The organism is Arthrobacter sp. AL05, assembly GCF_029960715.1.
Lineage (GTDB): Bacteria > Actinomycetota > Actinomycetes > Actinomycetales > Micrococcaceae > Arthrobacter.
In genome coordinates this window covers 270,732-293,433 of sequence record NZ_JASBRC010000003.1, presented here as the reverse complement: position 1 = coordinate 293,433, position 22,702 = coordinate 270,732, and the positions used below count along the sequence as shown (strand labels likewise).

Below are 22,702 nucleotides of genomic sequence, written 5' to 3'. Positions count from 1 at the left end.
GTCAGCCCAGCCGGGTAGCCCCGGCCGGATCCCTACGGGGCTATGTTTAGTCCATGGCGTCCGCTGACAGCACTGCGCACAACGGTCCGGAACCCGAGGGGTTCGGATCGGCGCTGGTTGACGAAGCCGCCCGCCGGGACGCCGCCCTGGGCGACGTGGACTGGGCCGCCGTGCCCGAGGGCGCTGTCCGGGGGACCTTCGACGCCCCCAGCGGCCCCCTCGCCACACTCTCCATGGGTACACCGGGTAACCCTCGAGTGCTGATGATTCCCGGGGCCACGGGCTCCAAGGAAGACTTTGTCCTGATGCTTCCGGAGCTCGCCGCTGCTGGCTATTTCGCCGTGAGCTATGACATCGCCGGCCAGTACGACTCCGCGGCGGCCGGCCCTGAACACCTCATGCCCGAACGCACGCACTACGATTACGACTTGTTCACTCGTGACCTGGTCGCGATGCTGGACGGAGAAGAAGGGGCCGCCCACGTCGTCGGGTATTCCTTCGCCGCGATAGTTGCCCAGTTGGCCTGCATCCGGCGTCCGGAGAAGTTCCGGAGCCTCACGCTGCTGAGCTGCCCGCCCGAACCGGGCCAGGGCTTTCGTGGGGTTAAGCGCATCGGCCGCTTCAGCGGCCGGGCCAGCCCGCGAATCGGTGCCGCGCTGATGGTCTGGGGCATCCGCGCGAATGTGATCCACGTCCCGCCCCAGCGTCTACGGTTTGTGAAGCACCGGTTCCGCTTCACCCGCCGGAGCTCCGTGAATGACATCTTCGCCCTGATGCAGCGTGCGCCGGACCTTCGGGCGGCGCTGGCCGCGGCGACGCTGCCAAAACTTGTCGCCGTCGGCGAGCATGACCTCTGGCCGCTGGCGTTGCACCGCCGCTTCGCCCAGTCGATCGGTGCCCGCATTGTGGTTTACCGGGGCGGCCACAGCCCAAACGAAACCTCGCCGTACCAACTGAGCCGCGATCTGATCGCGCTTTACGAGTCCGCCTAGCGCCGGTGGTCCCGTTCCCACTGCCGACGGCGGCGACGCCGCCGGAACGGTGGCTCGTCCGCGAACTCGACGCCGAAGGTGGTCCAGGTCATCGACAGCTTGCGCCCGACGGAGCGCCAGCTGGCCAGCGGCCGCGCCGAGACCTGCACCCGCAGCGACGGGGCGGCGATCACCGTCACTTCGGGCGGGATCCGGTAGGAAATGTCCAGATCGTCGTGGACGAGCGGGAAGCCCCGGTGGACGGAGCCGCGGACGCGGTCCCAGACATCGGACCACATCGCGAAGTTCGAGCCGAACAACGGCGGATGCCCCAGCAGCCAGCCGACGGCCCAGAAATATCCCGCAATATAGATGCGACGGCCCACCCATCGGGCGAAGCGGCCTTCGCCATAAAAATCTGCGGGGCCGGAAACGGCGGATAGCGGGCCCGCCTCCTGCAGTATCGCCGCTACTCGCTCGAGCCAGTCAGCTGCCGGGATCGAGTCCGTGTCCAGCCGCGCGATCAGCTCGGAGCGGGCTTCATCGAAGCCGCACGCCGTGGAGGCGGCGATTCCCGGCAGTTCGACGGCGATCCGCCGGGCGCCCGCGGCGGCGCAAACCCGTGCGGTGTCGTCAGTGCTGGCATTGTCCACCACTACGATTTCGTCGGCCAGACGGGTCTGGCGGGCGAGTGCGGCCAGGCACACGGCGAGCATGTCAGCATCGTTCCGGGTAGGGATAACCACCGAGATTGTTGTCATAGTGCCCCGACTATAGACCCGCGGCTTGGGGAAATGCCCCCGTTGGCCTCTTGCACCATGGCCCTCAGCCCCGTAGGTTGGGCAACAGCGGACGAATGTCTCCGCAGCCGTTGGCCTCCGGGCCGCCGGAGATCAGCAGCATTTCAGAAGGATATGGCATGGCTACAGGCACAGTTAAATGGTTCAACGCCGAAAAGGGTTTTGGCTTCATCGCCCCGGATGACGGGTCGGCCGACGTTTTCGCCCACTACTCGGCAATCGCCAGCAGCGGCTACCGCTCCCTGGACGAGAACCAGAAGGTCGAGTTCGACGTCACCCAGGGTCCTAAGGGCCCGCAGGCTGAGAACATCCGCCCGCTCTAAATACCCCGGATAGCAGCATCGGCCAGCCGGCCGCCATGCTTTCCCCAAGACCACAAACGCCCCCCTCGAGGATTTCTCGGGAGGGGCGTTTGTCGTCCGGGACGCCGCCGGTGCGCGGCCTGGTGCGGAGCGTGTGGTTCCTCCGATGTCCGTGACAGTTCTTCCCTGCGGGGCCGTGGCGTGGATACTAGGAAAATGACTACTCGCAGTCCTCTCAACCGGGATGCAGCAATCCCGCAGCCACTGCCGGAACTGCCGGAACTGATCCAGGCAGTCCTGAACGGGATTCCCGCAATGATTGGCTACTGGGACAAGGATCTGCGCAACTGCCTCGCCAACGACGCCTACGGTGAGTGGTTCAAGGTCGATCCCCGGCAGATGCAGGGAATCCATATCCGGGATCTGCTCGGTGAGAAGCTCTTCGCCGTGAACCGGCAGTACATCGAGAAAGTGCTCACCGGTGAACCGCAGCTCTTCGACCGGACCCTGGTGGACGCCGCTGGCGCAACCCGATACGCCCAGGCATCCTACGTTCCGGATGTCAGGGATGGCGCTGTCCAGGGCTTTTTTGTGCTGGTCACCGACATCACCGAGCGGGTCCTGGCCGAGCGGCGACAGCAGCGCGACATGGACCGGTACCGGACACTGGCCCGCAGCATTCCCGGGGTCTTTGTACTTCTGTTCGATGCGGACTTGCGCTACCTGGTGGCGGAGGGGCAGGAGCTGGAAGCATTCGGCTACAGCCCTGAAGCCATGGAAGGCCGGCTGCTCCACGACGCCCTTAGCGCACCCCTGGCCCACGAACTGGAGCCGCGGTACCGGGCCGCCCTCGCCGGCAAGGAAGTCACCTGGAAACGGACCATCGGCGAGCGCCATTACCTTCTGACCGCCCGCCCGGTCTTCTCCGACGACGACGCCGCCGGCATGGTGGTCGCCGTGGACGTGACCGCCCGCCGGCAGCAGGAAAAGACCTGGGCGGCGCTGCATGAAATCGCCACCGCGGTGGCCCGCAGCGAGGCCCCGGCGGAGATCGCAGGCCAGGTCGCAGCCATTGTCAGGACACTTTTCGACGTCGATTCGGCCGCCGTGGCGCGCCTGACCGGCCCCACGTCCGCCGAAATCGTATCGATGGCACCCGTACTTCCACCCACGCTGAGCCGAACACATATCTTCACGGCCACCGATTCTTCCGCCACTGTCCGGGTCGCTGTCACCGGCAAGCCAGCCTTGGTCACTTACGGCCCCGACGGCGGCAGCACCTCTGAGCAGATGCTTGCCGGCGGATTCCGGTCCACCGCGGCAGCACCCATTCGGGTCAACGGTTCGCTGTGGGGCGTGCTCGCCCTGACATCGAAGTCCGCCACGGCCCTGACGGAGTCGGTACTGGCCCGGCTCGCGCAATTTGCCGAGCTTGTGGAGATTGCCATCGCCAACGCCGAGGCCCGGGCGAGCCTGGAACGGCAAGCAAGCACCGACATGCTCAGCGGGCTGCCAAACCGCCGGGCCCTGGAAGAAACCCTCGACAGGGAGGTGGAGCTCGCGCAGACCAGCGGGAGCGCACTCAGCGCCGTTGTCCTGGACATCGATCTCTTCAAGCGGGTCAATGACACCTTTGGCCACCTCACCGGCGACACAGTTCTTTCCGAAGTCGCTGAACGACTGCGCCGGGTAGCCCGCCAGGGCGAGACCGTCGCCAGGTTCGGCGGCGAGGAGTTCGTCTGGCTGTTGCCCGGCCGCGACGCAGCCGAGGCGCTGGAGGCCGCCGAACGAGCCCGCGAAGCCATCGCGTCCCAGCCCTTTGACGGCGTCGGGTCCATCACGATCTCCGCTGGAGTCTGCGAACTACAGGAAGCCGGCACACATAGCCTGCTCTCCTGCGCGGACCGTGCGCTGTACGCCGCCAAGCATGGCGGCCGGAACCGCTGCCAGCGATACCACGTCCCTTCAGCGGACGACGCGGGGATGGCCGACCTTGAGGCCGCGGCTGCGCAGGACAGACGAAGCGCCTGAAGCGGCGGCGAACCCCGCGTCACCGCCCTGCGCTGACCGGAGCCCCGCTTAAGACAGGAAGCCGCGCAGGATGGCGTCCGGCAGCTTAATTCCGGGGCGGCCGCTGGAACGAAAAATCGCTCAAGCTAAAACGCTCGATCTGCCACTTCAACGGACTAAACGAAAGCTGACTTCCCGGTCACGGCCCGGGCGACGATCAGCGAGTTGATCTCGTAGCTGCCCTCGTACGTGTACAGGATTTCGGCGTCGCCAAAGAGCTTGCCCATCTCGTAGTCGCTGCTGATCCCGTTGCCGCCCATCAGCGAGCGCCCCATCGCCACCGACGCCCGGGCCAGCCGGGTGGTGGTGGACTTGGCCATCGCGGCCTGCACCATCTCAAGCTTTCCGTCTTCCTGGATCCTGGCCAGTTGCGCCATCAGCGACAGCGAGGCCGAGGCGTTGCCCAGGATCTCGGCCAACTGCTGCTGGATCAGCTGGAAACGGGCCAGTTCCTTGCCGAACTGTTTGCGTTCCAGCGAATAGGAACGCGCGACGTCGAACGCGGCCAGTTGGATGCCGGCGGCCTGCCAGCCCACCCAGGCGCGCGAATCGCGCAGCAGCTCGTTGGCCTTGGAAAAGTCGGTAGCCCCGGGGAGGAGGTTGGATTCCGGGATGCGGACCGCGTCGAGCACGATGTCCGCGTTCTGCATGATCCGCAGTCCGATCTTGTTCGCGATTTTTGTGGCGGTGTAGCCGGGGCGGTCCGTCTCCACGATAAAGCCCTTGATCTGCTGGTCCGCGACATCCCGGGCCCAGACCAGCGCGAAGTCCGCTATGGTGCCGGCGCCGATCCAGCGCTTGGCGCCGCTGATGACCCACTCGCCGTCTTCCAGCCGGGCCGTGGTGGCTAGCCCGCCGGCAATATCCGAGCCGTGCTCGGGCTCCGTCAGGGCGAAGGCGCCGATCTGCGTGAAGGCGGTGAGCCCGGGCAGCCAGCGTGCCTTCTGCGCCTCGGAGCCGAGCTGGTCGATCATGCCGACAATCAGCTCGTTGTGGATCCCGACGAGCGCCGAGAGCGACACATCGGCGCGGGCCACCTCCACATACATCAGGCCCTTGAACAGCTTGGAGGTGCCGTCCGTCTGGAGGCCGCCGAGGCCGTATTTTCCGAGTTCGGCGAGCAGACCGAAGGGGAACTCCTCACGGTTCCAGTAGTCGATCGAGGCCGCCCGGATTCGGGACTGGAGGAAATCGCGGATTTCCTGGTAACGGTTCTGTTCCGCCGGGGAAAGCAAATCCACGATGTACATCAGATCGGCGTCCGGGAAGGGCGGCTGCGCTGCACCGTCCACGGCTGCTCTACCCTCAGTGGCCTGCTGTCCGCTGACACGTCCTTGTGGCTGCACGGGCATGTATCCCTTCGTTGTGATCCATTCGTGAACCTAGCCGGCTCTTCCAAACCCTTGGATGTCCTAGTATATTGCACAGTGACGGCGATCACTAGGGAACGGGTGATCGCCGGGCAACGGCGCCGGGCTGAAACGGCTGCGCCACCAGACGTCGAAAGGTCCACCATGACAGTCACTGAGGAATTCCGCGCGGCACGCGACCGCATGCTCGATCTCCGCAATAACTATGAAGCGGCGCGCAGCGAATTCCAGTGGCCGCGCTTTGAGTATTTCAACTTTGCCCTGGACTGGTTCGACCAGATCGCGGCGGACCCGGCCAAGGCGGGCAAGCCCGCCCTCGTGATCGTCGAACAGGACGGCACGGCCACTCGGCGCAGCTACGCGGACCTGTCCCGTCGCTCGGCCCAGGTGGCCAACTGGCTGCAAAGCCAGGGTGTACGGCGCGGTGACCGGATGATCATTATGCTCGGCAACCAGATTGAACTCTGGGAACTGATGCTCGCCGGGATCAAGCTGGGCATCGTTATGATCCCCACAACCACCTTGATGGGACCGGCGGACCTCAAGGACCGGGTGGAGCGCGGCGGCGCTAACTGGGCCGCCGTCCGAAGCGCCAATATCAAGAAGTTCGACGAGGTTCCGGGCGGCTACAGACTCATCGAAATCGGCGCCGGCGACGAAACGGACTCGGCCGCCCTGCAGTACACCGAGTCCGCCGGTGCAGCGGAAGAGTTCACTGCGGACGTGCCGACCCTGGCCGACGAAACTATGCTGCTCTACTTCACCTCGGGCACCACGTCCAAGGCCAAACTCGTGGAGCACACACACACGTCCTACCCGGTGGGCCACTTATCCACCATGTTCTGGATTGGAATGGAACCCGGCGATGTGCACCTGAACGTGGCCTCCCCCGGTTGGGCCAAGCACGCTTGGTCCAACGTATTCACGCCCTGGATCGCCGAAGCCTGCGTGTTCATCTACAACTACGATCGCTTCGACGCCAAGGCGCTGATGGAGCAGATGGACCGCGAATCGGTGACAAGCTTTTGCGCCCCGCCGACGGTCTGGCGGATGCTCATCCAGGCAGACCTGACCCTGCTCAAGAACCCGCCCAGCAAGGTGGTCTCCGCCGGTGAACCCCTCAACGCGGAGGTCATTGACCAGGTCCACCGCGCTTGGGGACAGACCATCCGCGACGGCTTCGGCCAGACCGAATCCACCGTGCAGATCGCGAACACGCCTGGCCAGCCAATCAAGATCGGAGCCATGGGCAAACCGCTTCCCGGCTACGACGTCGTCCTTGTGGACCCCGCGACGGGGGCCGAGGGCGACGACGGTGAGCTCTGCCTCCGTCTGGACCCCCGCCCTGTAGGACTGATGAAGGCATACTACGGCGACCCTGAAAAGACCGCGGAGGCCTTCCGTGGCGGCTATTACCACACCGGCGACATGGCAAGCCGGGACGAGCGAGGCATCATCACCTATGTGGGCCGAGGCGACGACGTTTTCAAATCCTCGGACTACCGGCTGTCCCCCTTCGAGCTCGAAAGTGTGCTGATCGAGCACCCGGCAGTGGCGGAAGCCGCCGTCGTACCCTCCCCCGACCCGCTCAAGCTCTCGGTGCCCAAAGCGTTTGTGGTCCTGGCCGCCGGGCACGAGCCTGGCCCCGAACTGGCCGAGGACATCCTGCGTTACTGCCGCGACCACCTTGCCCCGTTCAAACGAATCCGCCGGCTGGAATTCGCCGAACTGCCCAAAACCATCTCGGGCAAGATCCGGCGCGTCGAGCTGCGGCGCAGCGAGGAACTTCGCCATGGCGGCGGAACGGTTCCGGCCGGACTGGGCACTGAGTACTCAGAAGCCGACTTCCCCGGGTTGAAAAGCAACGCCAAGAAGCTAGGCTGAGCCCGATGGGATTCAGCACCGAAAGCAGGGAGCATCGTGGCAACGCCGCTGCCGCGTGACCCGATCGCCGACGCCCGGCTGAACTGGGAGCGGCACGGCTGGTCCGACGTCGCCGCACCGATGGCTGCCATCACCGCCATCATGCGGACCCAGCAGATCCTGCTGGCCAGGATCGAAGGGGTCCTCAAGCCGTTCGGGCTGACGTTCGCCCGGTACGAACTGCTCGCCTTGCTGAGCTTCGCCCGCGGCGGTGCGTTGCCGATGAATAAGGCGAGCGCGCTGCTGCAGGTCCATCCCACCTCGGTGACGAACGCCGTCGACCGGTTACAGGGCGCCGGGCTGGTTTTCCGCTCCCCGCACCCCACGGACGGGCGCACCACCCTGATTGAACTCACCACGGAGGGGCGGACGCTGGCCCAGCGGGCCACGGCGGAGCTCAACTCCGAGGTGTTCGCCCAGCCAGGCTTTCCGGCGCAGGACGTCGACCAACTGATCCGGATCCTGGGTACCTTCCGCCGCGACGCCGGCGACTTCAGCGGCTGACCCCGGTGGACGCCGGAGCAGGCGAAGCACACGGCCGGTGGCTAAATAGGATTCGTGAAGTACCCATCCTGGACTTGAGGGGAGACCGATGATTCCGGAAATTAACATCTGGGCGGTGCTGCTGGCCGCCCTGTCAAGCATGGTGGTCGGCTCCGTCTGGTACACGCCAAAGGTGTTCGGCAACTACTGGATGCGGGTCGCCAAAGTCAATCCAAGCGGGGACGCCAAAGACGCCGTCAAGCCGATCCTAATCACCCTGGTGGTCAGCTTCGTCAGCGCCTGGGTGCTGGCCGGGTCCGCCGCGATCTCGCAGCACTTTTACGGCGGGAATTTCCTGCTCAACACCCTGGTCACCAGCCTGATACTTTGGGCCGGCTTCACGGCCGCGCGGTTCATCACCCACGATGCCTTCGAGCGCCGTCCGGCCGGACTCACCGTGCTGAACTGCGTCCACGAACTCGTGACCCTGATGGTGATGGCCCTGATCATCGGCCTGTTCGGGATCAGCGCTACCTGAGCCTCGGAGCGGGCTTATGCCGCGGATCGGGCCAGGCGAACGGTGCCAGAGCGCAGGAACTGTGGCGCGGCGTCACGCTTAGCGGTGCGTGAAGACGGGCTGGCGCTTCTCGGTGAACGCCGCCATGCCTTCCTTCTGGTCCTCGGTGGCGAACAGCGAGTGGAACACGCGGCGTTCAAAGAGCACGCCCTGGGCCAGCCCGGTTTCGAAGGCGGCGTTGACTGCTTCCTTGGCCACCATCGCCACCGGCTTGGACTTGGAGGCAATCACTTCGGCGGCCTTGAGGGCCTCCTCGACAACGTCCGCGGCCGGCACCACGCGGGACACCAGCCCTGCGCGTTCGGCTTCGTCGGCGTCCATAAACCGGCCGGTCAGGATCATGTCCATCGCCTTGGACTTGCCCACCGCGCGGGTCAGGCGCTGTGAGCCGCCCATGCCGGGCAGCACACCGAGGTTGATTTCCGGCTGGCCGAACCTGGCGTTGTCCCCGGCGATGATGAAATCGCACATCATCGCCAGCTCGCAGCCGCCGCCGAGGGCGAATCCGGACACAGCCGCGACCACGGGGATGCGCAGCCGGGTGAACTCTTCCCAGCCCCGGAACCAGTCGGCCGCGTACATGTCCATGTAGCCTTTGGACTGCATTTCCTTGATGTCGGCCCCGGCCGCGAAGGCCTTGGCCGAGCCGGTCAATACCACCGCACCCACGTCCGGGTCGGTATCCATCGCGGTCACGGCGGCCACGAGTTCGTCCATGGTGGCCTTGTTGAGGGCGTTCAGGGCCTGGGGCCGGTTGAGCGTCACGAGCCCCACCCGGCCGCGCCGCTCCACCAAAATGTTTGTGTACTGCTCCGTCATGAAAGTCCCCTCAGTTGCTGTTCGGAAGTGGTCGGTGTTCGACGTGTCGGCGTCCGGAACTGCTAGTCCGCGGATTTGTCCCGGATATCGGTGATGATGCCGGAGAAGTCCCGGCCCGCCCCGCCTTCCGCGGCAAAGGTAGCGTAGATTTCGGCAGCGAGCGGCCCCAGCCGGGCGGCAACACCGGCGCTCTCCAGAGCGTTGAGCGCCAGCTGGAGGTCCTTCGCCATCAGGGCGCCGGCAAAACCGGGCTGGTAGTCCCGGTTGGCCGGGCTCGCCGGCACCGGTCCGGGGACCGGGCAGTTGGTGGTCAGCGCCCAGCACTGCCCGGAGGCCGCCGACGCGACGTCAAATAGAGCCTGGTGGGTCAGACCCAGCTTCTCACCGAGCACAAAGGCCTCACTGACAGCGATCATGGAGACGCCGAGGATCATGTTGTTGCAGATCTTGGCGGCCTGCCCGGCGCCGTGCTCCCCGCAGTGGACGACGCGCCGGCCCATGACTTCGAGCATCGGCGTCACCGCCGCAAAGTCCGCCGGCAGCGCACCCACCATAAAGGTGAGCGTGCCTGCCTCGGCACCCACAACGCCGCCGGAAACCGGGGCGTCAACGGCCCGGTGGCCGGCCGCAACGGCAAGTTCCGCGGCTTCGCGCGCCTCGTCCACGTTGATCGTGGAGCAATCCAAGAAGAGCGTGCCGGGCGGTGCCACGGCCAGCAGGCCCGGTTGGCCGCCGGCGCCTCGGTAGGCGTCGAGCAGATGCTTGCCGCTGGGCAGCATGGTCAGCACGACGCCGGCGCCGGCGACGGCCTCGGCGGCGGTGCCCGCGGTGGCGATGCCGTGCGCCCGGGCAGCTTCCAGTGCGGCCGGCACCACATCGAACCCGGTCACTGTGTAGCCGGCTTTGACCAGGTTGACGGCCATCGGTCCGCCCATGTGGCCAAGGCCCAGGAAGGCAACAGAGGGCAAGGCTTCAGACATTGTCGCGCTCCTTTGCAAGCTTCAGTTCACGGTCACCCAGCGGCGCGAAATAGGATTCGACGTCGGCGCGGCTGACCTCCGCGAGGCTGGGCGGCTGCCAATGCGGGGTGCGGTCCTTGTCCACGACCTGGGCTCGGATGCCTTCGCGGAAGTCGGATCCGGCGAGGAACCGCAGCCCCACCCGGTATTCCTGCTCCAGGGCTTCCTCCAGGTTTAGTCCGCGGACCCGGCGCAGGGATTCCAGCGCCACTTTCACCGCCGTGGGCGACTTGGCCTCGATGGTCTCGGCGACATCTGCTGCTTCCCCGCCCACTGTGCGCAGCCGGCGAAGGATCTCCGCGGCGTCGTCGCTGGCGTAGCACGCATCGATCCATTCCTGCTGTGCCGCGAGAACGGAGGCTGGCGCCTGCTCTGAAAAGCGCGCGACGGCGGTGTCCGGCGCTTCATTTTCCAGCGCCCGGGTAAGTTCCACGAGGTTCGCCGATGGAACGAAGTGGTCCGCGAGCCCCAGGAACAGGGCGTCGGCGCCGCTTAGGTGCGCGCCGGTGAGTGCCGCGTGGGTGCCTGTCTCCCCCGGTGAGCGCGAGAGCAGCAGGGTCCCGCCGACGTCGGGCACAAAACCGATGGTGGTCTCCGGCATGCCCATCCGGGTACGTTCGGTGACGATCCGGATTGAGCCGTGCGCGGAGATCCCCACTCCGCCGCCAAGGACCAGCCCGTCCATCAACGCGACGTACGGCTTGGGGTAGTCCGAGATAAGGGAGTTCAGTGCATATTCCCCGGCCCAAAAACCGGCGGTCGCGTCGCCGCCGTCGAGCATGTCACGGTAGATGGCCACAATGTCGCCGCCCGCGCACAACCCACGGTCACCGGCGCCGCGGACCAGCACGGCCGCGACGGCGTCGTCGCTGGTCCAGAGCGTGAGCTGGTCCAGCATGGCGGCCGCCATCCCTGCGGTGAGCGCATTGACAGCCCGGGGCCGGTTCAGGGTGACGACGCCGAGCCGGCCGCGGCGCTCAAACAGGACTTCGGCGGTCCCGTCGGCCGCCTGGTCCGGCATCAGCTGCCTTCCGGCATCACGAAGCTGGCACCGGTGCGGATGCCGGAGGGCCAGCGGGTGGTGACCGTTTTGGTCTTGGTGTAGAAACGGAACGCGTCGGCGCCGTGCTGATTGAGGTCGCCGAAGCCGGAGGCTTTCCAGCCGCCGAAGGTGTAGTAGGCGATCGGCACCGGGATGGGGACATTGATGCCGACCATGCCCACCTGGACCCGGCTGGCGAAGTCGCGGGCGGAGTCACCGTCGCGGGTGAAGATGGCGACGCCGTTGCCAAACTCGTGCTCGCTGCACAGGCGCAGGGCCTCGTCGTAGTCCTCGGCGCGGAGCACGCTGAGGACCGGGCCGAAGATCTCTTCCTTGTAGATCGCCATATCCTTTGTCACGTCGTCGAACAGGGTGGGGCCGACCCAGAAGCCGCCCTCATAGCCCTCGACTGTAAGGCCGCGTCCGTCGGCCAGCAGGGTTGCGCCCTCGTCGACGCCGGCCTGGATATACCCTTCGATCCGTTCCTTGGCGGAAGCCGCCACGACCGGGCCGAAGTCGGAGTCCTTGGCGAGGCTGTGGCCGACCTTGAGCTCCGCGATGCGCTCCTGCAGCTTCGCGACGAGTGCATCGGCGGTGGCCTTGCCGACCGGGACGGCAACGGAAATGGCCATGCAGCGTTCGCCGGCGGAGCCAAAGCCTGCACCCATCAGCGCATCCGCGGCCATGTCCAGGTCCGCGTCCGGCATGATGACCATGTGGTTCTTGGCGCCGCCGAAACACTGGGCGCGTTTGCCGTTAGCGGCGGCAGTGGCGTAGATGTACTGGGCAATCGGCGTGGAGCCCACAAAGCCGATGGCCTGGACCCGGGGGTCTTCCAGCAGCGCATCCACGGCTTCCTTATCGCCGTTGACGACGTTAAACACCCCGTCCGGCAGGCCTGCCTCGGTGAACAGCTCTGCGAGGCGCAGCGGCACCGAGGGGTCCCGTTCGGAGGGCTTCAGCACAAATGAGTTGCCCGCAGCGAGGGCCGGCCCCGACTTCCAGAGCGGGATCATGGCCGGGAAGTTAAACGGGGTGATCCCGGCGACGACGCCGAGCGGTTGGCGCATCGAGTGGACATCGATGCCGGTCCCGGCGCTATCCGAGAACTCGCCCTTAAGCAGGTGCGGGGCTCCCGCGGCGAATTCCACAACCTCGATGCCGCGCTGGACGTCCCCTTTGGCGTCAAGGAAAGTCTTACCGTGTTCCGAGGAGAGCAAGGTCGCGAGTTCGTCCATGTTCTGGTTGACAAGATCGACAAATTTGAGCAAAATCCGGCCGCGTCGCTGCGGGTTCATGGCGGCCCATTCAAGCTGGCCCTTTTCCGCGTTGGAGACCACGTTGCGGACCTCCTCGGCGCTGGCCAGCGGCACCCGGGCCTGGACCTCGCCGGTGCAGGGATCGTAGACATCGCTGAAGCGCCCCGAGGTGCCTTCAACATGCTGTCCGTCAATGTAGTGGGATAGCTCGCGAACCATAAGGGAATGCTCCTTTGCACCGTGTGATTGCCGCAGTAACGGAACAGGCCGGATGTGACCTGCACCATCTTCTGCTCCCGAATATACTCGGACTTCCTACTAAATTCCAGAGGGGCCCCGGCCGGCGGCTTCGTCCGGCAGCCAAGTTCGGTAGGTTAGGAACTGTGAAGATAGCTACCTGGAATGTGAACTCGCTCCGCGCCCGCGCCGACCGCGTCGAAGCCTGGCTTCAACGCTCCGACTGTGATGTCCTGGCTATCCAGGAAACCAAGTGCAAGGACGACAACTTCCCGTGGGAGCTCTTCGAGAACATGGGCTACGAGGTGGCGCATTTCGGCCTGAGCCAGTGGAACGGGGTGGCGATCGCCTCCCGGGTGGGGCTCGACGACGTCGAACGGACCTTCCTTGACCAGCCCGTCTTCGGCAAAAACGGCAAGGACGCCGTGCAGGAGGCCCGCGCCATCGGTGCGAGCTGCGGCGGAGTCCGGGTCTGGAGCCTGTACGTCCCCAACGGCCGGGCCCTCGACGATGAACACATGCCGTACAAACTCAACTGGCTGGACACCCTGCGGTCCCACGCCGAGGGCTGGCTGCAACAGGACCCCGCAGCGCAGATCGCCCTGATGGGCGACTGGAACATTGCTCCGCGGGACGAGGACGTCTGGGACATCGACTACTTTCGCACCGCGGGCCTCACCCACGTCAGCGAACCGGAACGGGACGCCTTCCGCGCTTTTGAGAATGCCGGCTTCCAGGACGTGGTGCGCCCGCACACCCCCGGCCCGGGCGTCTACACGTACTGGGATTACACCCAGCTGCGTTTCCCCAAAAAGGAGGGCATGCGGATCGATTTCGTCCTTGCTTCCCCCGCACTGGCCGCCCGCACCACGGGCGCCTCAATCGACCGCGAGGAACGCAAGGGCAAAGGCGCATCGGACCACGCCCCCGTGATCGTGGAGCTGAGCGACTGATGTGCCGGGCCCAGGTAAACGGCGTGATCCAATGACGGGGAACCTCTACCGCGGGCAGGCCGGGCTGCCGTTCTCCTCGTCGCTGCGGATCTACGAACCCTTGGAGGCGTTCCCCGCGGACCAGCAGGAGGAGCTGCGCGCAACCCAAGCCCGCGCTGATTCCCGGGCTGAGGTCGAAAACGCCGAGCTACTCGCTTCTCTTGGCCGCATTACCCGCCAGGGCGGGGACCCGTTCCCCACCGGGGCAACCGATCTGGTGCGGGCCCTCGCGGTGCCGGGAAGCGCCGGGGGCGCAGCGGCATCCGACGCCGGGCAACCAAAGCGGATGCTGTACTGCCCCAGTCAGCTGGTTCTCCGGGCCGGGCTGGCAGCCAACGCCCTGATGGAGGGCATTCACGGTCCGCTGGCCCGGCTGCTGATCCCGGCGGAGCAGCGCGAACGGCACCAGGAACGCATCGATGAAGCACGCTCACATGCCGGGCTGGGACGGCTCCACACCAGGGCGTCGACGTGGGGCATCCCGTTCAGCTGGTTCTGCCTCTTCACCGAATCAGACCCTGCCGACGTGGTGGAATACGATGGCCGCATTGTCACCGTACGCATCCGCGCGACGATCGGCGAGGCGCTGGAGCGCGTCCGCTACGCAGTGGCGCATCTGGCTCTGGCCGCCCCGGATCTGGACATGCTGGAGGACCTCACCCAGCTCACCGAATGGCTGGAGCTCTTCCACCCGGGCTCGGTGGTGGAACTGGATTACGGGGCCGTGGCGGACAAGGTCTACCCGGATGACTCACCGATGGATGTAAGGCTGGGCATTGAGTGCCTCGCCGAAGGGGACATGACCGGCGCTGCCGCCGCCTACCGTCGGCTGGCATCACGGTGGATCCCCATCCGGCAGCTGGCCCGCGCGTCCTGACCGGCTGTCAGGCCCCCGCCGCGGCCGCACGGGCAACCAGCCCGGCGCTGCGGGGCGGCGCCGTCGTGCTTCGGATAATGAGCTGGTGTGGGGCCACCGCCGACTGCACTGAACCGGTGATGCCGTCGAGTTCGTCCAACAGCATTTTCGTGCCCAGCTCCGCCTGCTCGTCCGGACGCTGCCTGACCGTCGTGAGACCCATGGCCTCCGAGAAGTCGTGGTCATCGATCCCGATCACGGAGACCTCCTCAGGGATCCGCACACCGGCGCGGCGCGCCTCGAAAATGACCCCCATGGCCATCTCATCGGAAGCGCAGAAGATCGCCGTGGGCCTCGGGCCGGGCCGGGCCCAGAGCCGGCGGAAGGCTTCCTGGCCACTGCTGAGGGTAAAGTCGCCCCATTCGTCCCATTCGTCCCGGACCCTCAGCCCGGCCTCCGCCATAACATCCTGGAAGGCCGTGATCCGGACCCGGGGGACGTCGAAGTTGAGGTCGGTCTCATCGTCTCCGTGCAGCAGGGCGATATCCCTGTGGCCGAGGCTGATCAGGTGCCGCACCGCCGTCGCTGCGGCGGCGTAGTCGTCGATCCCGATATACGGGCATTCTTCGACGTGGCCGCCGACGACGACCAGCGGGATATCGATTTTCTGAAGGTGTTCGATTTCCTCGTGTGTCAGCGCCATACACAGGACCAGCAGCGCATCGATCTGTTTATAGACCATGGTTTTGCTGAAGAGCCGCTCGCGGTTGCTGCCGTGGCCACCGAGATTAAAGAGCGACAGGTTGTACTGCCGGGTGTGGAGTTCACGGTCTGCGCCCTCGATGGCTTTGGAGAAGAACCAGCGGCTGACGAAGGGTGCCAACACGCCGATGGTCTTTGTGCGCCCGGTAGCAAGCCCCGACGCTGACAAGGACGCCACATAGCCGAGGTCTTCGGCGATGCCCAGAATCTTTTCCCGGGTGGCCGGGGAGACCCGGGGCAGGCCACGGACAGCACGGGACACGGTGGCGGTTGACACTCCGGCGGCGGCGGCGACGTCCTCGATGCTGACGCCCGAATGGCCGCCGCGCTGAGCCCTGTCTGTTGTCTTCGCCACCGTGTCCCCTCATTGATTTTCTGTTGACGCCACTGGCTGGACGCAGGCGGTCCTGATTAGCCCCGGCGACCCTGGATCCGCGGCTTCGAGCCCTAGCTTGGCCTGGTTGCCGTCCGGCGGGGCAGCCGACGGCGCAGCCGGATCATGGCGTAGATCGCCAGCAAGATGCCCAGCAAACCGAGCGCCCAGCCGAGCGCCGGCTGGGCGGTCACCTCCATCCAGACGGTGACCACCAGCAGCACGAACGCCCAGAAGCCCAGGAAGCCGATGATGATGTCGAAATCCTCGCCGGAACGAACCTTGCGTCGTGTCGCCGGCACATGGCCGTCGGTCCGCCCGGCAGTCATCGTGCACCCATCATTTGACGGCGCCAGCCGTCAGCCCGGCCACGATCTTGCGCTGGAACACCAGGACCAGGATGACCAGGGGGATGGTCACAATGGTGCCTGCTGCCATGATCGCGGTGTACGGCACCTGGTTCGGCTGCGCCCCGGCGAAGCTGGCAATGGCCACCGTGACCGGCTGCGTAGCGTCGCTCGAGAGCTGGCTGGCGATAAGGAATTCATTCCACGAGGAGATGAACGCCAGAATCGCTGTTGTGAAAATCGCCGGCGCCGCGAGCGGCATGATCACCTTCCGGAACGCCTGACCTTGGGTACACCCGTCGACCCGGGCCGCTTCCTCAAGCTCCCAGGGCATTTCCCGGAAGAACGAGGTCATGGTGTAGACCGTCAGCGGCAGGACGAAGGAGATATTCGGAATGATCAGGGCCTGGTAGGACCCCATCCAGCCGATATTGGTGAACAGCTGGAACAGGGGCGTGATGAGGGCGACGCCTGGGAACATGGACGCACCCAGGATGAAGCCCAGCACCAGGTACTTGAACCGGAAGTTCAACCGGGCCAGCGCGTAGGCGGCGAAAACGCCGATCAGCAGCGACACCGCTGTGACAACCCCGCCGATGAACAAGCTGTTGAGCAGTGCCTGGCCGAAATGGTTCCCGAATGACGTGTCGAACGCCGTTTGGAAGTTGTCCAGCGTCACGTGCGTCGGCAGCAGGGAGGTGTCGTAGGTGTAGCCGACGTCGCGGAACGCCGTGACGACCATCCAGTAGGCCGGCGCCAGGCACCAGATGAGGATAACGGCCGCACTGATATATGTGCGCCCCTGGGTCCACTTCTCGCGGTTTTGCGCGGTCTTCCGGCCCCGGTCCTGCTCTGCGCGGAGTTCGGTCGCGGCTGTCATTTCTTCCCCTTAGCTGCGCCGGTTTGCTGCTCCACCACATTCGCTCCGAGGAAGCGTACAAAGATGAAAGCCACAAGAAAGATGATGATAAATGTGATGGTGGACAGGGCCGCCGCAGCGTTGAAGCCTTGCCTGATCTGGTTGATCACCAGGATGGAGAGTGTGGTGGTGTTGTTCGCTCCGCCGGTGAGGATGTACGGGAGGTCGAACATCCGCAGCGCGTCCAGGGTTCGGAACAGGATGGCCACCATCAGCGCCGGCTTCACCAGCGGCAGTGTGATCATCCGGAACCGTTGCCAGGCGCTGGCACCGTCGACCTTCGCGGCCTCGTAAACGTCGGCGGGGATCATCTGCAGGCCCGCGAGAATCAACAGCGCCATAAAGGGAGTCGTCTTCCAGACGTCCGCGATAATAACAGCCCATCTGGCCGGCCATTCGCTCCCGGTCCACAGGATCGTGGTGTTGAAGAGTTTGTTGCCGATGCCTTCGAAGGCGAAGATGAACAGCCACAGCTTTGCCGTAACGGCGGTGGGAATGGCCCACGGTACCAGGACTGCCGCACGCACCAGGCTGCGGCCTTTGAAGGCCCGGGCCATGATGATGGCCATCCAGAAGCCGAGCACCGTTTCCAGTGCCACAGTCACGACGGTGAAGAAAAAGGTTGTGCTGGTTGCGGACCAGAACTGCGCACCAAGCGTTCCCGGCGGGCAGGCCACGGTTCCGCCGCCGCCGGCAGCGCACTGCTGGAAAAGCCAGTTCACATAGTTGGAGAAGCCTGCCGGCCCGCCGGCGGTGAAAAGACCCGTAGCGGGGTCCAGTCCGGCATCTTTCTGGAATGACATGACCATGGCACTGATGATCGGGTACACGATCACGATTCCCAATGCCACAACAGTCGGCGCGAGGAGCCAGGATGCCCAGCGCCCCTGCGTCGCGATCCGGTTGTCCTCGCCTACACCCTTGGCCGCGGGCGGGACCGGGGCCCCGCCCGACGCCGGTGTCTTGACCGGCGTCGGGCCTGCTTCGGTTGTCATGATGGACCTACTGTCCCGCGCTGGCGGACTCTATGGACTTCTGCATATCAGACAGGGCCGCATCCACGGTCTTCTCGCCCTTGATGGCAGCGTACGCATTGTCCTGGATGGCCTTGGTGACGGCCGGGTAGAACGGCGTGACGGGGCGGGGCACTGCGTTCTCGATCGACGTCTTCAGCACCGGCAAGTACGGGAGTTTGGCGACGAGTTCCTCATCGTCGTAGAGCGCGCCGAGAACGGGGGCAAGCGAGCCCTGGGTGGCAAAGAACTTCTGGCTCTCTTCAGAGGTGAGGAACTTCAGGAAATCCAGGGCCGTGGCCTTGTTCTTGGAGTAGACGCTGACAGCGGCGCTGTGGCCGCCCAGCGACGAGGCGCCGGGGCCGTCCTTGCCCGGGAGGGCAGCCATGCCCAGGACATCCTTGACTTTCGAGGACCCTTCAGTGGTGGCGAGGTTGTACACGTAGGGCCAGTTGCGAAGGAACAGCAGCTTGCCGTCCTGGAACGCCTGCCGGCTCTCCTCCTCCTGGAAGGTGATGGCTTCCTTCGGGATTTGACCGTCGGCGTAGGCCTTGGCCAGGTTTCCGAGGCCGGCTTTTGCTTCCGGCGTGTTCAGGCTGGGCTTGCCGTCCTTGTCCAATACCGAACCGCCCGCGGAGTTGATGGCCTCGGAGGCGTTGACGGTCAGTCCCTCGTACTTCTTGAACTGGCCCGAGTAGCAGCCCATGTTGTTGGCCGTCGCGATGGAGCACATGCTCATCATCTCGTCCCAGGTCTTCGGCGGCGTGGGAACCAGGTCCTTGCGGTAGTAGAGGATGCCGCCGTCGGATGATTCCGGTGCCGCGTAGAGCGTGCCCTTATAGGAGGCGGAGTCGACGGTTGGCTTCAGCATGGCGCCGGTATCGAGCGCCATTTTGTCCTTCAGCGGCTGCAGCCAGCCCTTGGCCGCAAATTCGGCCGTCCAGACGACGTCGACGCTCGCGACGTCGTAGCCGGTGTTCTTGGCCTGGAAGTTCTGGACAAGGTCGTCGTGCTGCTGGTCGGCGTTGTCGGTCTGCTCCTTGAACGTGACCTGTTCATTCGGGTGCGCCGCGTTCCACTTCTCGAGCAACGGACGGACCACGTTGCTGTTGTCCTTGCCCTGGACGTAGGTGATGGGGCCCCGACTGTCGAGGCCCTGCGACGCGGCGTCGCCGGCGGGCGATCCGCCGCCGCTATTACCGCCCCCGCCACAAGCGGAGAGGGTGAGGGCCAGGACGCCTGCTGTGGCTACGGGAACTAGGAACTTCGGGGTTTTCATGCTGGGTCTCCTCGCTGAGTACCGGACAGAAATCGGCAGTGCTTTGACGTGTCGAGAATCACAGTAATCAACAAGCGGGGCCAAATGCAAGCGTTTACACATACCTTTATGGAAAGGTGATGGTTGTGCTTGCGGCGAAGCCGCGCAACCCAGCAGCCGCGCAACAGTGGCGGTCGCGGAACAGCGGAGGTCACGGACCCCGCTTAGGGTTCGCCCCACTTCCGCCGCCGTGGCGGCGCCCGCACGGCCCGGGTCAGCGGACCCGTTCCGCCCGTCCGAACCGCGACCGGGCACCCGAGGCGATATGAATAAGCACCGGGGTGCTTTTGCCGAGTGCAGCGTCGAGCGCTTCCACGAGGCCGGAGACCTCTGCTGCCAGCCGGTGCGGGGCCACGCCCTGGCGGGGCTGGACCCTGATTCTCAGGGCCGGTTCGCCGCGGAATTCGTAGGTCGCGACGGTGGCGCCGGCCAGGTCCGCACGGTCCGCCAGTGCCGCCCGGAGCGCCTGCTCGGCGACGCCACTGCCGATCCTGACGCTCCCGGGCACCGCGCCCGGATCCTGTTCGGACACGAGCAGGTTGGCGCGGCCTTTCCCCTGCTGCGCGGCCCAGGTCACCATGGCGACGATCACCAGCAGCAGTGCGAGCACCACCACAATCCAGAGCCAGCTCTCCTGGCTCCCCGGAACGCGGGTGCTGTCCAGGAGATTACGCCAGGAACTCCAGACTCCTGCCGCCCAACTGTGCCACCACACGCCCACGGCCGGCACGCTCGCCAGCAGGATGAGCAGAACGCCGAGGGCCAGAAGTTTGAGGCCGAGGACGGCGAGGAGGATCCGGTTGAGGATCCGCGGGGATCCAGTCATGCGCCGATCACCCCGGCCTGGGCTATATTGACTCGAACTTCAGGAAACGGGGACAGCCGCATGTCCCGCAGCTCATCCTGGACAGCGGCGAGAAGCACCTCGGGTTTCAGCGGGACTCCGGAGGTGGGACGGACGTTGACTTGGACCTGCTGACGGGACACCGTCACCATCACCTGCTGCTGACTTACGTTGGCGGCCACCCGTGCGCGGCGCGCCAGTGCGGAGGCAATCACCTCGTCGTCCACAACGACGGCGGCACGGCCGTCCCGCAGAAGGTGCCGCGCCCGGCGTCCCGGCAGGATGGCGTTTAGGAAAAAGAACAAACCCGCCATCACCAACACCGCGCCGGCCACGCCAAGCAGCAGCGGCGGAATCCCGCTCGGGAGCGCCACCGCCTGTTCCGCCGCAGTCTGGGGATCCACAAGCCACGCGGGCTGTCCGATGGCCCGGACCGCGGTTTCGAGGAGGGCAAAAACGCACAGGGCAATAACCAGGGCTGCGGCGATGATCGAGGCAACGGCGCGTGAGGAGTGGGTCTCGCGCGTGAGGATCTGCTGGACGCCCTTGGCGCCGGCCCCTGCAGGTGCCGTGTTCCCGGCCGACGGGGCGTCGGCCGGAGCGGGCGGGATGTTGCGCCCGCTCCCAGCAGCATGATCGGAGGTATGGCTCACCGGACCCGCCCCCCTTCCCTCATGCTGGCGCCGCTGATCCGGATGTCAACCCGGCTCAGCCGGGCACCGCTCAGCTCGGTCACCCGGCGGAGAATCTCGGCTTTGGCAGCCACGGCACGATCCCAGACGGAACCGCCAAAACCCGCGACCCGCCCGGCGTCCCGCAGCACCGCGGTCAGCGGCGGGACGGTGATGGGCGCGACGACGGACAGCGCCAGCAACCCGTTATCGTCAGACCATGCGGCGCGGACCTCCTGCGGGGTGACGCCGAGGGCTTCGGCCGCGGCGGTCTGCGCCACGCTGGTGAGCGCCTGGTTGCTGATCCTGGTGTGTCCGGACCGCACCGTACCGTTCGGCCCGGCAGCGGCACTCATGAGGAAGAACGCCGGCCTGTGAGGGCGTCAAGCACGCTACGCAGGTCCAGTTTCCCTTCCGCGGCGCGGCCCAGCAGGGCGCCGATTCCCATGAACAACAAGGCGCCGAGAAAGCCCCAGACGCCGAACTGAAAGGACATAAACGCGACGAACGCGCCGACTGCGATCCCCGCAACTGTCAGATTCACTGGATTGCCTCCGTTGCCGCCCGGGCCTCGGCCGGGGATCCGGATTTCGCCGGGCCAGGCACGTAGACGTCATTGATGTCGATGTTAACTTCGATGACCTGAAGACCAACGAGCTTCTCGACCGCCGAGTACACGGCGGCGCGGATCTGGTCCGCCAAGGCGTGAAGGGGTGCGCCGTAGAGCGCTACCAAATCGATGTCGACGGCCACTTGGGTATCGCCCACTTCAGCGCGGACACCGGCGGCATGGTCAGCACTGCCGACGGCGTCGCGGAAAGCCCCCAGCGCCCGGGACGGACCCGATCCCAAGGAATACACGCCGGGGACTGCGCGGGCGGCAATGCCCGCGACCTTCGCCACAGCGGTCTCGGATATGACGGTGCGGCCACCACCGGGCATCGGCACCTCGGCGGACATCCCGGCCACCGCTGCGGCTGCGGGCTGAGAATTCTGGTATTCCATGCGGCACTTCCCCTTCCTCTTTGTGACCACCCTAGTCCCTGGCCCCGACAAGGCGACCGCTTCGGGGCCAGGGTCGGCCGGGAGGTTAGGAACCGGTGCCGGATTCCTGCTATTTGCAGTTGGCGGTGAGCCAGCTCTGCACCGGCGCCATGGCGTCCTGCAGTTTCCCGCTGGAAAAAACTGTCTGGTCCGTGATTCCAGCGATGGCCACTTGGCTGAGGATGGTGAAGTCGGCCTTGATGCTCTCGGGTGCCCGCTTGGCGGTGCTGCTCAGTTCTGTCTTGGTCTGTTCCAGCTCGGCGGCAGTGCCCTGTGCGGCCGCAAGAGGCAGCAGGGTGGAGCCGGTGGCCTGCTCGGAAATCGCGGCGCAAGCCTCGCCCGCCGTAGCAAAGTCGCCCCAGGGGCTGGAGGAGCTGCTGGGACTCGCCGTTGCCGACGACGGCGCGGCGCTGGCAGCCGCGGACGACGGCGCGCTCCCGGCGTCCGGCGCAGAACAGCCGGTGAGGGCCAGTGCGGCCAGGAAAGTGCAAGTGGTCAGAGCTCGTGCAGTATTCTTCAAGATCACGTGTAGGAATCACTTTTCGGTTGAGATTGCACCACCGGCCCGATCAGGCTGCCGGCGGTCGTAGCGTTCTTTCCCCAGCGTGCGAGTCTAGCCGTGCTGGCGGGCGGCCCCACATCTCGACGAGTCGGTCCCGGGGTTTGCCGCCGAAAGCAGCCTTGGCGCACA

The 22,702-nt window shown here is 65.8% G+C and carries 25 protein-coding genes; 8 read left to right on the top strand and 17 right to left on the bottom strand.

The genetic code is table 11. The annotated features are described in order from the left end of the window. Nucleotides 1-53 precede the first annotated feature (53 nt). Nucleotides 54-992 carry an alpha/beta fold hydrolase gene (locus tag QK287_RS05935; RefSeq protein ID WP_282359551.1) on the top strand — a complete coding sequence of 313 codons (939 nt, stop codon included), beginning with the start codon at nt 54-56 and terminating at the stop codon, nt 990-992. Here QK287_RS05935 and QK287_RS05930 read toward each other — a convergent pair. Continuing rightward, complete coding sequence (locus QK287_RS05930; RefSeq protein WP_282359550.1) at nt 989-1,732, bottom strand: glycosyltransferase family A protein; 744 nt, start codon at nt 1,730-1,732, stop codon at nt 989-991. The genes QK287_RS05935 and QK287_RS05930 overlap by 4 nt on opposite strands. Before the next feature lie 158 nt (nt 1,733-1,890). Here QK287_RS05930 and QK287_RS05925 point away from each other — a divergent pair, with 158 nt between their 5' ends. Then, nucleotides 1,891-2,094, top strand: coding sequence for a cold-shock protein (locus tag QK287_RS05925; protein ID WP_013599688.1), 204 nt, complete (start codon nt 1,891-1,893; stop codon nt 2,092-2,094). A 195-nt stretch (nt 2,095-2,289) separates the two neighbouring features. Continuing rightward, entirely contained in the window at nt 2,290-4,104 is a 1,815-nt protein-coding gene (locus QK287_RS05920) for a diguanylate cyclase (protein ID WP_282359549.1), read from the top strand. A gap of 155 nt (nt 4,105-4,259) precedes the next feature. On the opposite strand, the gene QK287_RS05915 is transcribed toward QK287_RS05920, so the two are convergent. Then, a complete protein-coding gene (locus tag QK287_RS05915) occupies nt 4,260-5,393 on the bottom strand; it encodes an acyl-CoA dehydrogenase family protein (protein WP_282359594.1) in 1,134 nt (377 codons plus the stop codon). A 264-nt stretch (nt 5,394-5,657) separates the two neighbouring features. On the opposite strand from QK287_RS05915, the gene QK287_RS05910 reads away from it, so the two are divergent. The 3 genes from QK287_RS05910 to QK287_RS05900 all read left to right on the top strand — a co-directional run bounded on the left by QK287_RS05910 (nt 5,658) and on the right by QK287_RS05900 (nt 8,457). Continuing rightward, nucleotides 5,658-7,397, top strand: coding sequence for an AMP-binding protein (locus QK287_RS05910; protein WP_282359548.1), 1,740 nt, complete (start codon nt 5,658-5,660; stop codon nt 7,395-7,397). A gap of 36 nt (nt 7,398-7,433) precedes the next feature. Then, a complete protein-coding gene (locus QK287_RS05905) occupies nt 7,434-7,940 on the top strand; it encodes a MarR family transcriptional regulator (protein ID WP_226773402.1) in 507 nt (168 codons plus the stop codon). Nucleotides 7,941-8,028: 88 nt separating this feature from the next. After that, nucleotides 8,029-8,457 carry a DUF1761 domain-containing protein gene (locus tag QK287_RS05900; RefSeq protein ID WP_282359547.1) on the top strand — a complete coding sequence of 143 codons (429 nt, stop codon included), beginning with the start codon at nt 8,029-8,031 and terminating at the stop codon, nt 8,455-8,457. 78 nt (nt 8,458-8,535) lie between these two features. Here the strand turns inward: QK287_RS05900 and QK287_RS05895 are convergent, their stop codons facing one another. From QK287_RS05895 to QK287_RS05880, 4 genes are all read right to left on the bottom strand, one after another. Next, nucleotides 8,536-9,315, bottom strand: coding sequence for an enoyl-CoA hydratase (locus QK287_RS05895; protein ID WP_282359545.1), 780 nt, complete (start codon nt 9,313-9,315; stop codon nt 8,536-8,538). A gap of 62 nt (nt 9,316-9,377) precedes the next feature. Then, on the bottom strand, nt 9,378-10,295 hold the full coding sequence (gene mmsB / locus QK287_RS05890) for a 3-hydroxyisobutyrate dehydrogenase (RefSeq protein WP_282359544.1): 918 nt from the start codon (nt 10,293-10,295) through the stop codon (nt 9,378-9,380). Further along, complete coding sequence (locus QK287_RS05885) at nt 10,288-11,355, bottom strand: enoyl-CoA hydratase/isomerase family protein (protein ID WP_282359543.1); 1,068 nt, start codon at nt 11,353-11,355, stop codon at nt 10,288-10,290. The genes mmsB and QK287_RS05885 overlap by 8 nt, the downstream gene beginning before the upstream one ends. Then, entirely contained in the window at nt 11,355-12,854 is a 1,500-nt protein-coding gene (locus tag QK287_RS05880) for a CoA-acylating methylmalonate-semialdehyde dehydrogenase (RefSeq protein WP_226773407.1), read from the bottom strand. The genes QK287_RS05885 and QK287_RS05880 overlap by 1 nt, the downstream gene beginning before the upstream one ends. A 164-nt stretch (nt 12,855-13,018) precedes the next feature. Here QK287_RS05880 and QK287_RS05875 point away from each other — a divergent pair, with 164 nt between their 5' ends. Together QK287_RS05875 and QK287_RS05870 are read left to right on the top strand one after the other, a co-directional pair. Further along, a complete protein-coding gene (locus tag QK287_RS05875) occupies nt 13,019-13,825 on the top strand; it encodes an exodeoxyribonuclease III (RefSeq protein WP_282359542.1) in 807 nt (268 codons plus the stop codon). A 31-nt stretch (nt 13,826-13,856) separates the two neighbouring features. Then, nucleotides 13,857-14,741, top strand: coding sequence for a hypothetical protein (locus tag QK287_RS05870; RefSeq protein ID WP_226773409.1), 885 nt, complete (start codon nt 13,857-13,859; stop codon nt 14,739-14,741). A 7-nt stretch (nt 14,742-14,748) separates the two neighbouring features. Here the strand turns inward: QK287_RS05870 and QK287_RS05865 are convergent, their stop codons facing one another. The 11 genes from QK287_RS05865 to QK287_RS05815 form a co-directional block, all read right to left on the bottom strand. Beyond that, nucleotides 14,749-15,837 carry a LacI family DNA-binding transcriptional regulator gene (locus QK287_RS05865; RefSeq protein ID WP_226773410.1) on the bottom strand — a complete coding sequence of 363 codons (1,089 nt, stop codon included), beginning with the start codon at nt 15,835-15,837 and terminating at the stop codon, nt 14,749-14,751. A gap of 92 nt (nt 15,838-15,929) precedes the next feature. Beyond that, on the bottom strand, nt 15,930-16,184 hold the full coding sequence (locus QK287_RS05860) for a hypothetical protein (RefSeq protein WP_226773411.1): 255 nt from the start codon (nt 16,182-16,184) through the stop codon (nt 15,930-15,932). A 10-nt stretch (nt 16,185-16,194) separates the two neighbouring features. Continuing rightward, the gene (locus tag QK287_RS05855) at nt 16,195-17,082 is read right to left on the bottom strand and encodes a carbohydrate ABC transporter permease (protein WP_226773412.1); all 888 of its coding nucleotides are present in this window, start codon (nt 17,080-17,082) and stop codon (nt 16,195-16,197) included. Beyond that, nucleotides 17,079-18,116, bottom strand: a complete 1,038-nt coding sequence (locus tag QK287_RS05850; protein WP_226773413.1) for a sugar ABC transporter permease — start codon at nt 18,114-18,116, stop codon at nt 17,079-17,081. The genes QK287_RS05855 and QK287_RS05850 overlap by 4 nt, the downstream gene beginning before the upstream one ends. Nucleotides 18,117-18,123: 7 nt before the next feature. Continuing rightward, nucleotides 18,124-19,413, bottom strand: coding sequence for an ABC transporter substrate-binding protein (locus QK287_RS05845; RefSeq protein ID WP_253031390.1), 1,290 nt, complete (start codon nt 19,411-19,413; stop codon nt 18,124-18,126). A gap of 253 nt (nt 19,414-19,666) precedes the next feature. Further along, nucleotides 19,667-20,278, bottom strand: a complete 612-nt coding sequence (locus QK287_RS05840; protein ID WP_253031391.1) for a hypothetical protein — start codon at nt 20,276-20,278, stop codon at nt 19,667-19,669. Continuing rightward, nucleotides 20,275-20,949, bottom strand: coding sequence for a DUF6286 domain-containing protein (locus tag QK287_RS05835; protein WP_282359541.1), 675 nt, complete (start codon nt 20,947-20,949; stop codon nt 20,275-20,277). The genes QK287_RS05840 and QK287_RS05835 overlap by 4 nt, the downstream gene beginning before the upstream one ends. Beyond that, on the bottom strand, nt 20,946-21,323 hold the full coding sequence (locus QK287_RS05830) for a hypothetical protein (RefSeq protein WP_282359540.1): 378 nt from the start codon (nt 21,321-21,323) through the stop codon (nt 20,946-20,948). The genes QK287_RS05835 and QK287_RS05830 overlap by 4 nt, the downstream gene beginning before the upstream one ends. Next, on the bottom strand, nt 21,320-21,511 hold the full coding sequence (locus QK287_RS05825; protein WP_226773418.1) for a hypothetical protein: 192 nt from the start codon (nt 21,509-21,511) through the stop codon (nt 21,320-21,322). Before QK287_RS05825 ends, QK287_RS05830 begins: the two co-directional genes overlap by 4 nt. Beyond that, nucleotides 21,508-21,972 (bottom strand): Asp23/Gls24 family envelope stress response protein, encoded by a 465-nt coding sequence (locus QK287_RS05820; protein WP_282359539.1) that lies wholly within the window; start codon nt 21,970-21,972, stop codon nt 21,508-21,510. The genes QK287_RS05825 and QK287_RS05820 overlap by 4 nt, the downstream gene beginning before the upstream one ends. A gap of 109 nt (nt 21,973-22,081) precedes the next feature. Beyond that, nucleotides 22,082-22,537, bottom strand: a complete 456-nt coding sequence (locus QK287_RS05815; protein ID WP_282359538.1) for a hypothetical protein — start codon at nt 22,535-22,537, stop codon at nt 22,082-22,084. Between the last annotated feature and the right edge of the window lie 165 nt (nt 22,538-22,702).

Bases quoted from the DNA above. Each gene is read 5' to 3' on its own strand.
- QK287_RS05935 (WP_282359551.1), top strand. From the start codon at position 54: ATGGCGTCCGCTGACAGCACTGCGCACAACGGTCCGGAACCCGAGGGG.
- QK287_RS05930 (WP_282359550.1), bottom strand. From the start codon at position 1,732: ATGACAACAATCTCGGTGGTTATCCCTACCCGGAACGATGCTGACATG.
- QK287_RS05925 (WP_013599688.1), top strand. From the start codon at position 1,891: ATGGCTACAGGCACAGTTAAATGGTTCAACGCCGAAAAGGGTTTTGGC.
- QK287_RS05920 (WP_282359549.1), top strand. From the start codon at position 2,290: ATGACTACTCGCAGTCCTCTCAACCGGGATGCAGCAATCCCGCAGCCA.
- QK287_RS05915 (WP_282359594.1), bottom strand. From the start codon at position 5,393: ATGTACATCGTGGATTTGCTTTCCCCGGCGGAACAGAACCGTTACCAG.
- QK287_RS05910 (WP_282359548.1), top strand. From the start codon at position 5,658: ATGACAGTCACTGAGGAATTCCGCGCGGCACGCGACCGCATGCTCGAT.
- QK287_RS05900 (WP_282359547.1), top strand. From the start codon at position 8,029: ATGATTCCGGAAATTAACATCTGGGCGGTGCTGCTGGCCGCCCTGTCA.
- QK287_RS05895 (WP_282359545.1), bottom strand. From the start codon at position 9,315: ATGACGGAGCAGTACACAAACATTTTGGTGGAGCGGCGCGGCCGGGTG.
- mmsB (WP_282359544.1), bottom strand. From the start codon at position 10,295: ATGTCTGAAGCCTTGCCCTCTGTTGCCTTCCTGGGCCTTGGCCACATG.
- QK287_RS05885 (WP_282359543.1), bottom strand. From the start codon at position 11,355: ATGCCGGACCAGGCGGCCGACGGGACCGCCGAAGTCCTGTTTGAGCGC.
- QK287_RS05880 (WP_226773407.1), bottom strand. From the start codon at position 12,854: ATGGTTCGCGAGCTATCCCACTACATTGACGGACAGCATGTTGAAGGC.
- QK287_RS05870 (WP_226773409.1), top strand. From the start codon at position 13,857: ATGACGGGGAACCTCTACCGCGGGCAGGCCGGGCTGCCGTTCTCCTCG.
- QK287_RS05860 (WP_226773411.1), bottom strand. From the start codon at position 16,184: ATGACTGCCGGGCGGACCGACGGCCATGTGCCGGCGACACGACGCAAG.
- QK287_RS05855 (WP_226773412.1), bottom strand. From the start codon at position 17,082: ATGACAGCCGCGACCGAACTCCGCGCAGAGCAGGACCGGGGCCGGAAG.
- QK287_RS05850 (WP_226773413.1), bottom strand. From the start codon at position 18,116: ATGACAACCGAAGCAGGCCCGACGCCGGTCAAGACACCGGCGTCGGGC.
- QK287_RS05845 (WP_253031390.1), bottom strand. From the start codon at position 19,413: ATGAAAACCCCGAAGTTCCTAGTTCCCGTAGCCACAGCAGGCGTCCTG.
- QK287_RS05840 (WP_253031391.1), bottom strand. From the start codon at position 20,278: ATGACTGGATCCCCGCGGATCCTCAACCGGATCCTCCTCGCCGTCCTC.
- QK287_RS05830 (WP_282359540.1), bottom strand. From the start codon at position 21,323: ATGAGTGCCGCTGCCGGGCCGAACGGTACGGTGCGGTCCGGACACACC.
- QK287_RS05820 (WP_282359539.1), bottom strand. From the start codon at position 21,972: ATGGAATACCAGAATTCTCAGCCCGCAGCCGCAGCGGTGGCCGGGATG.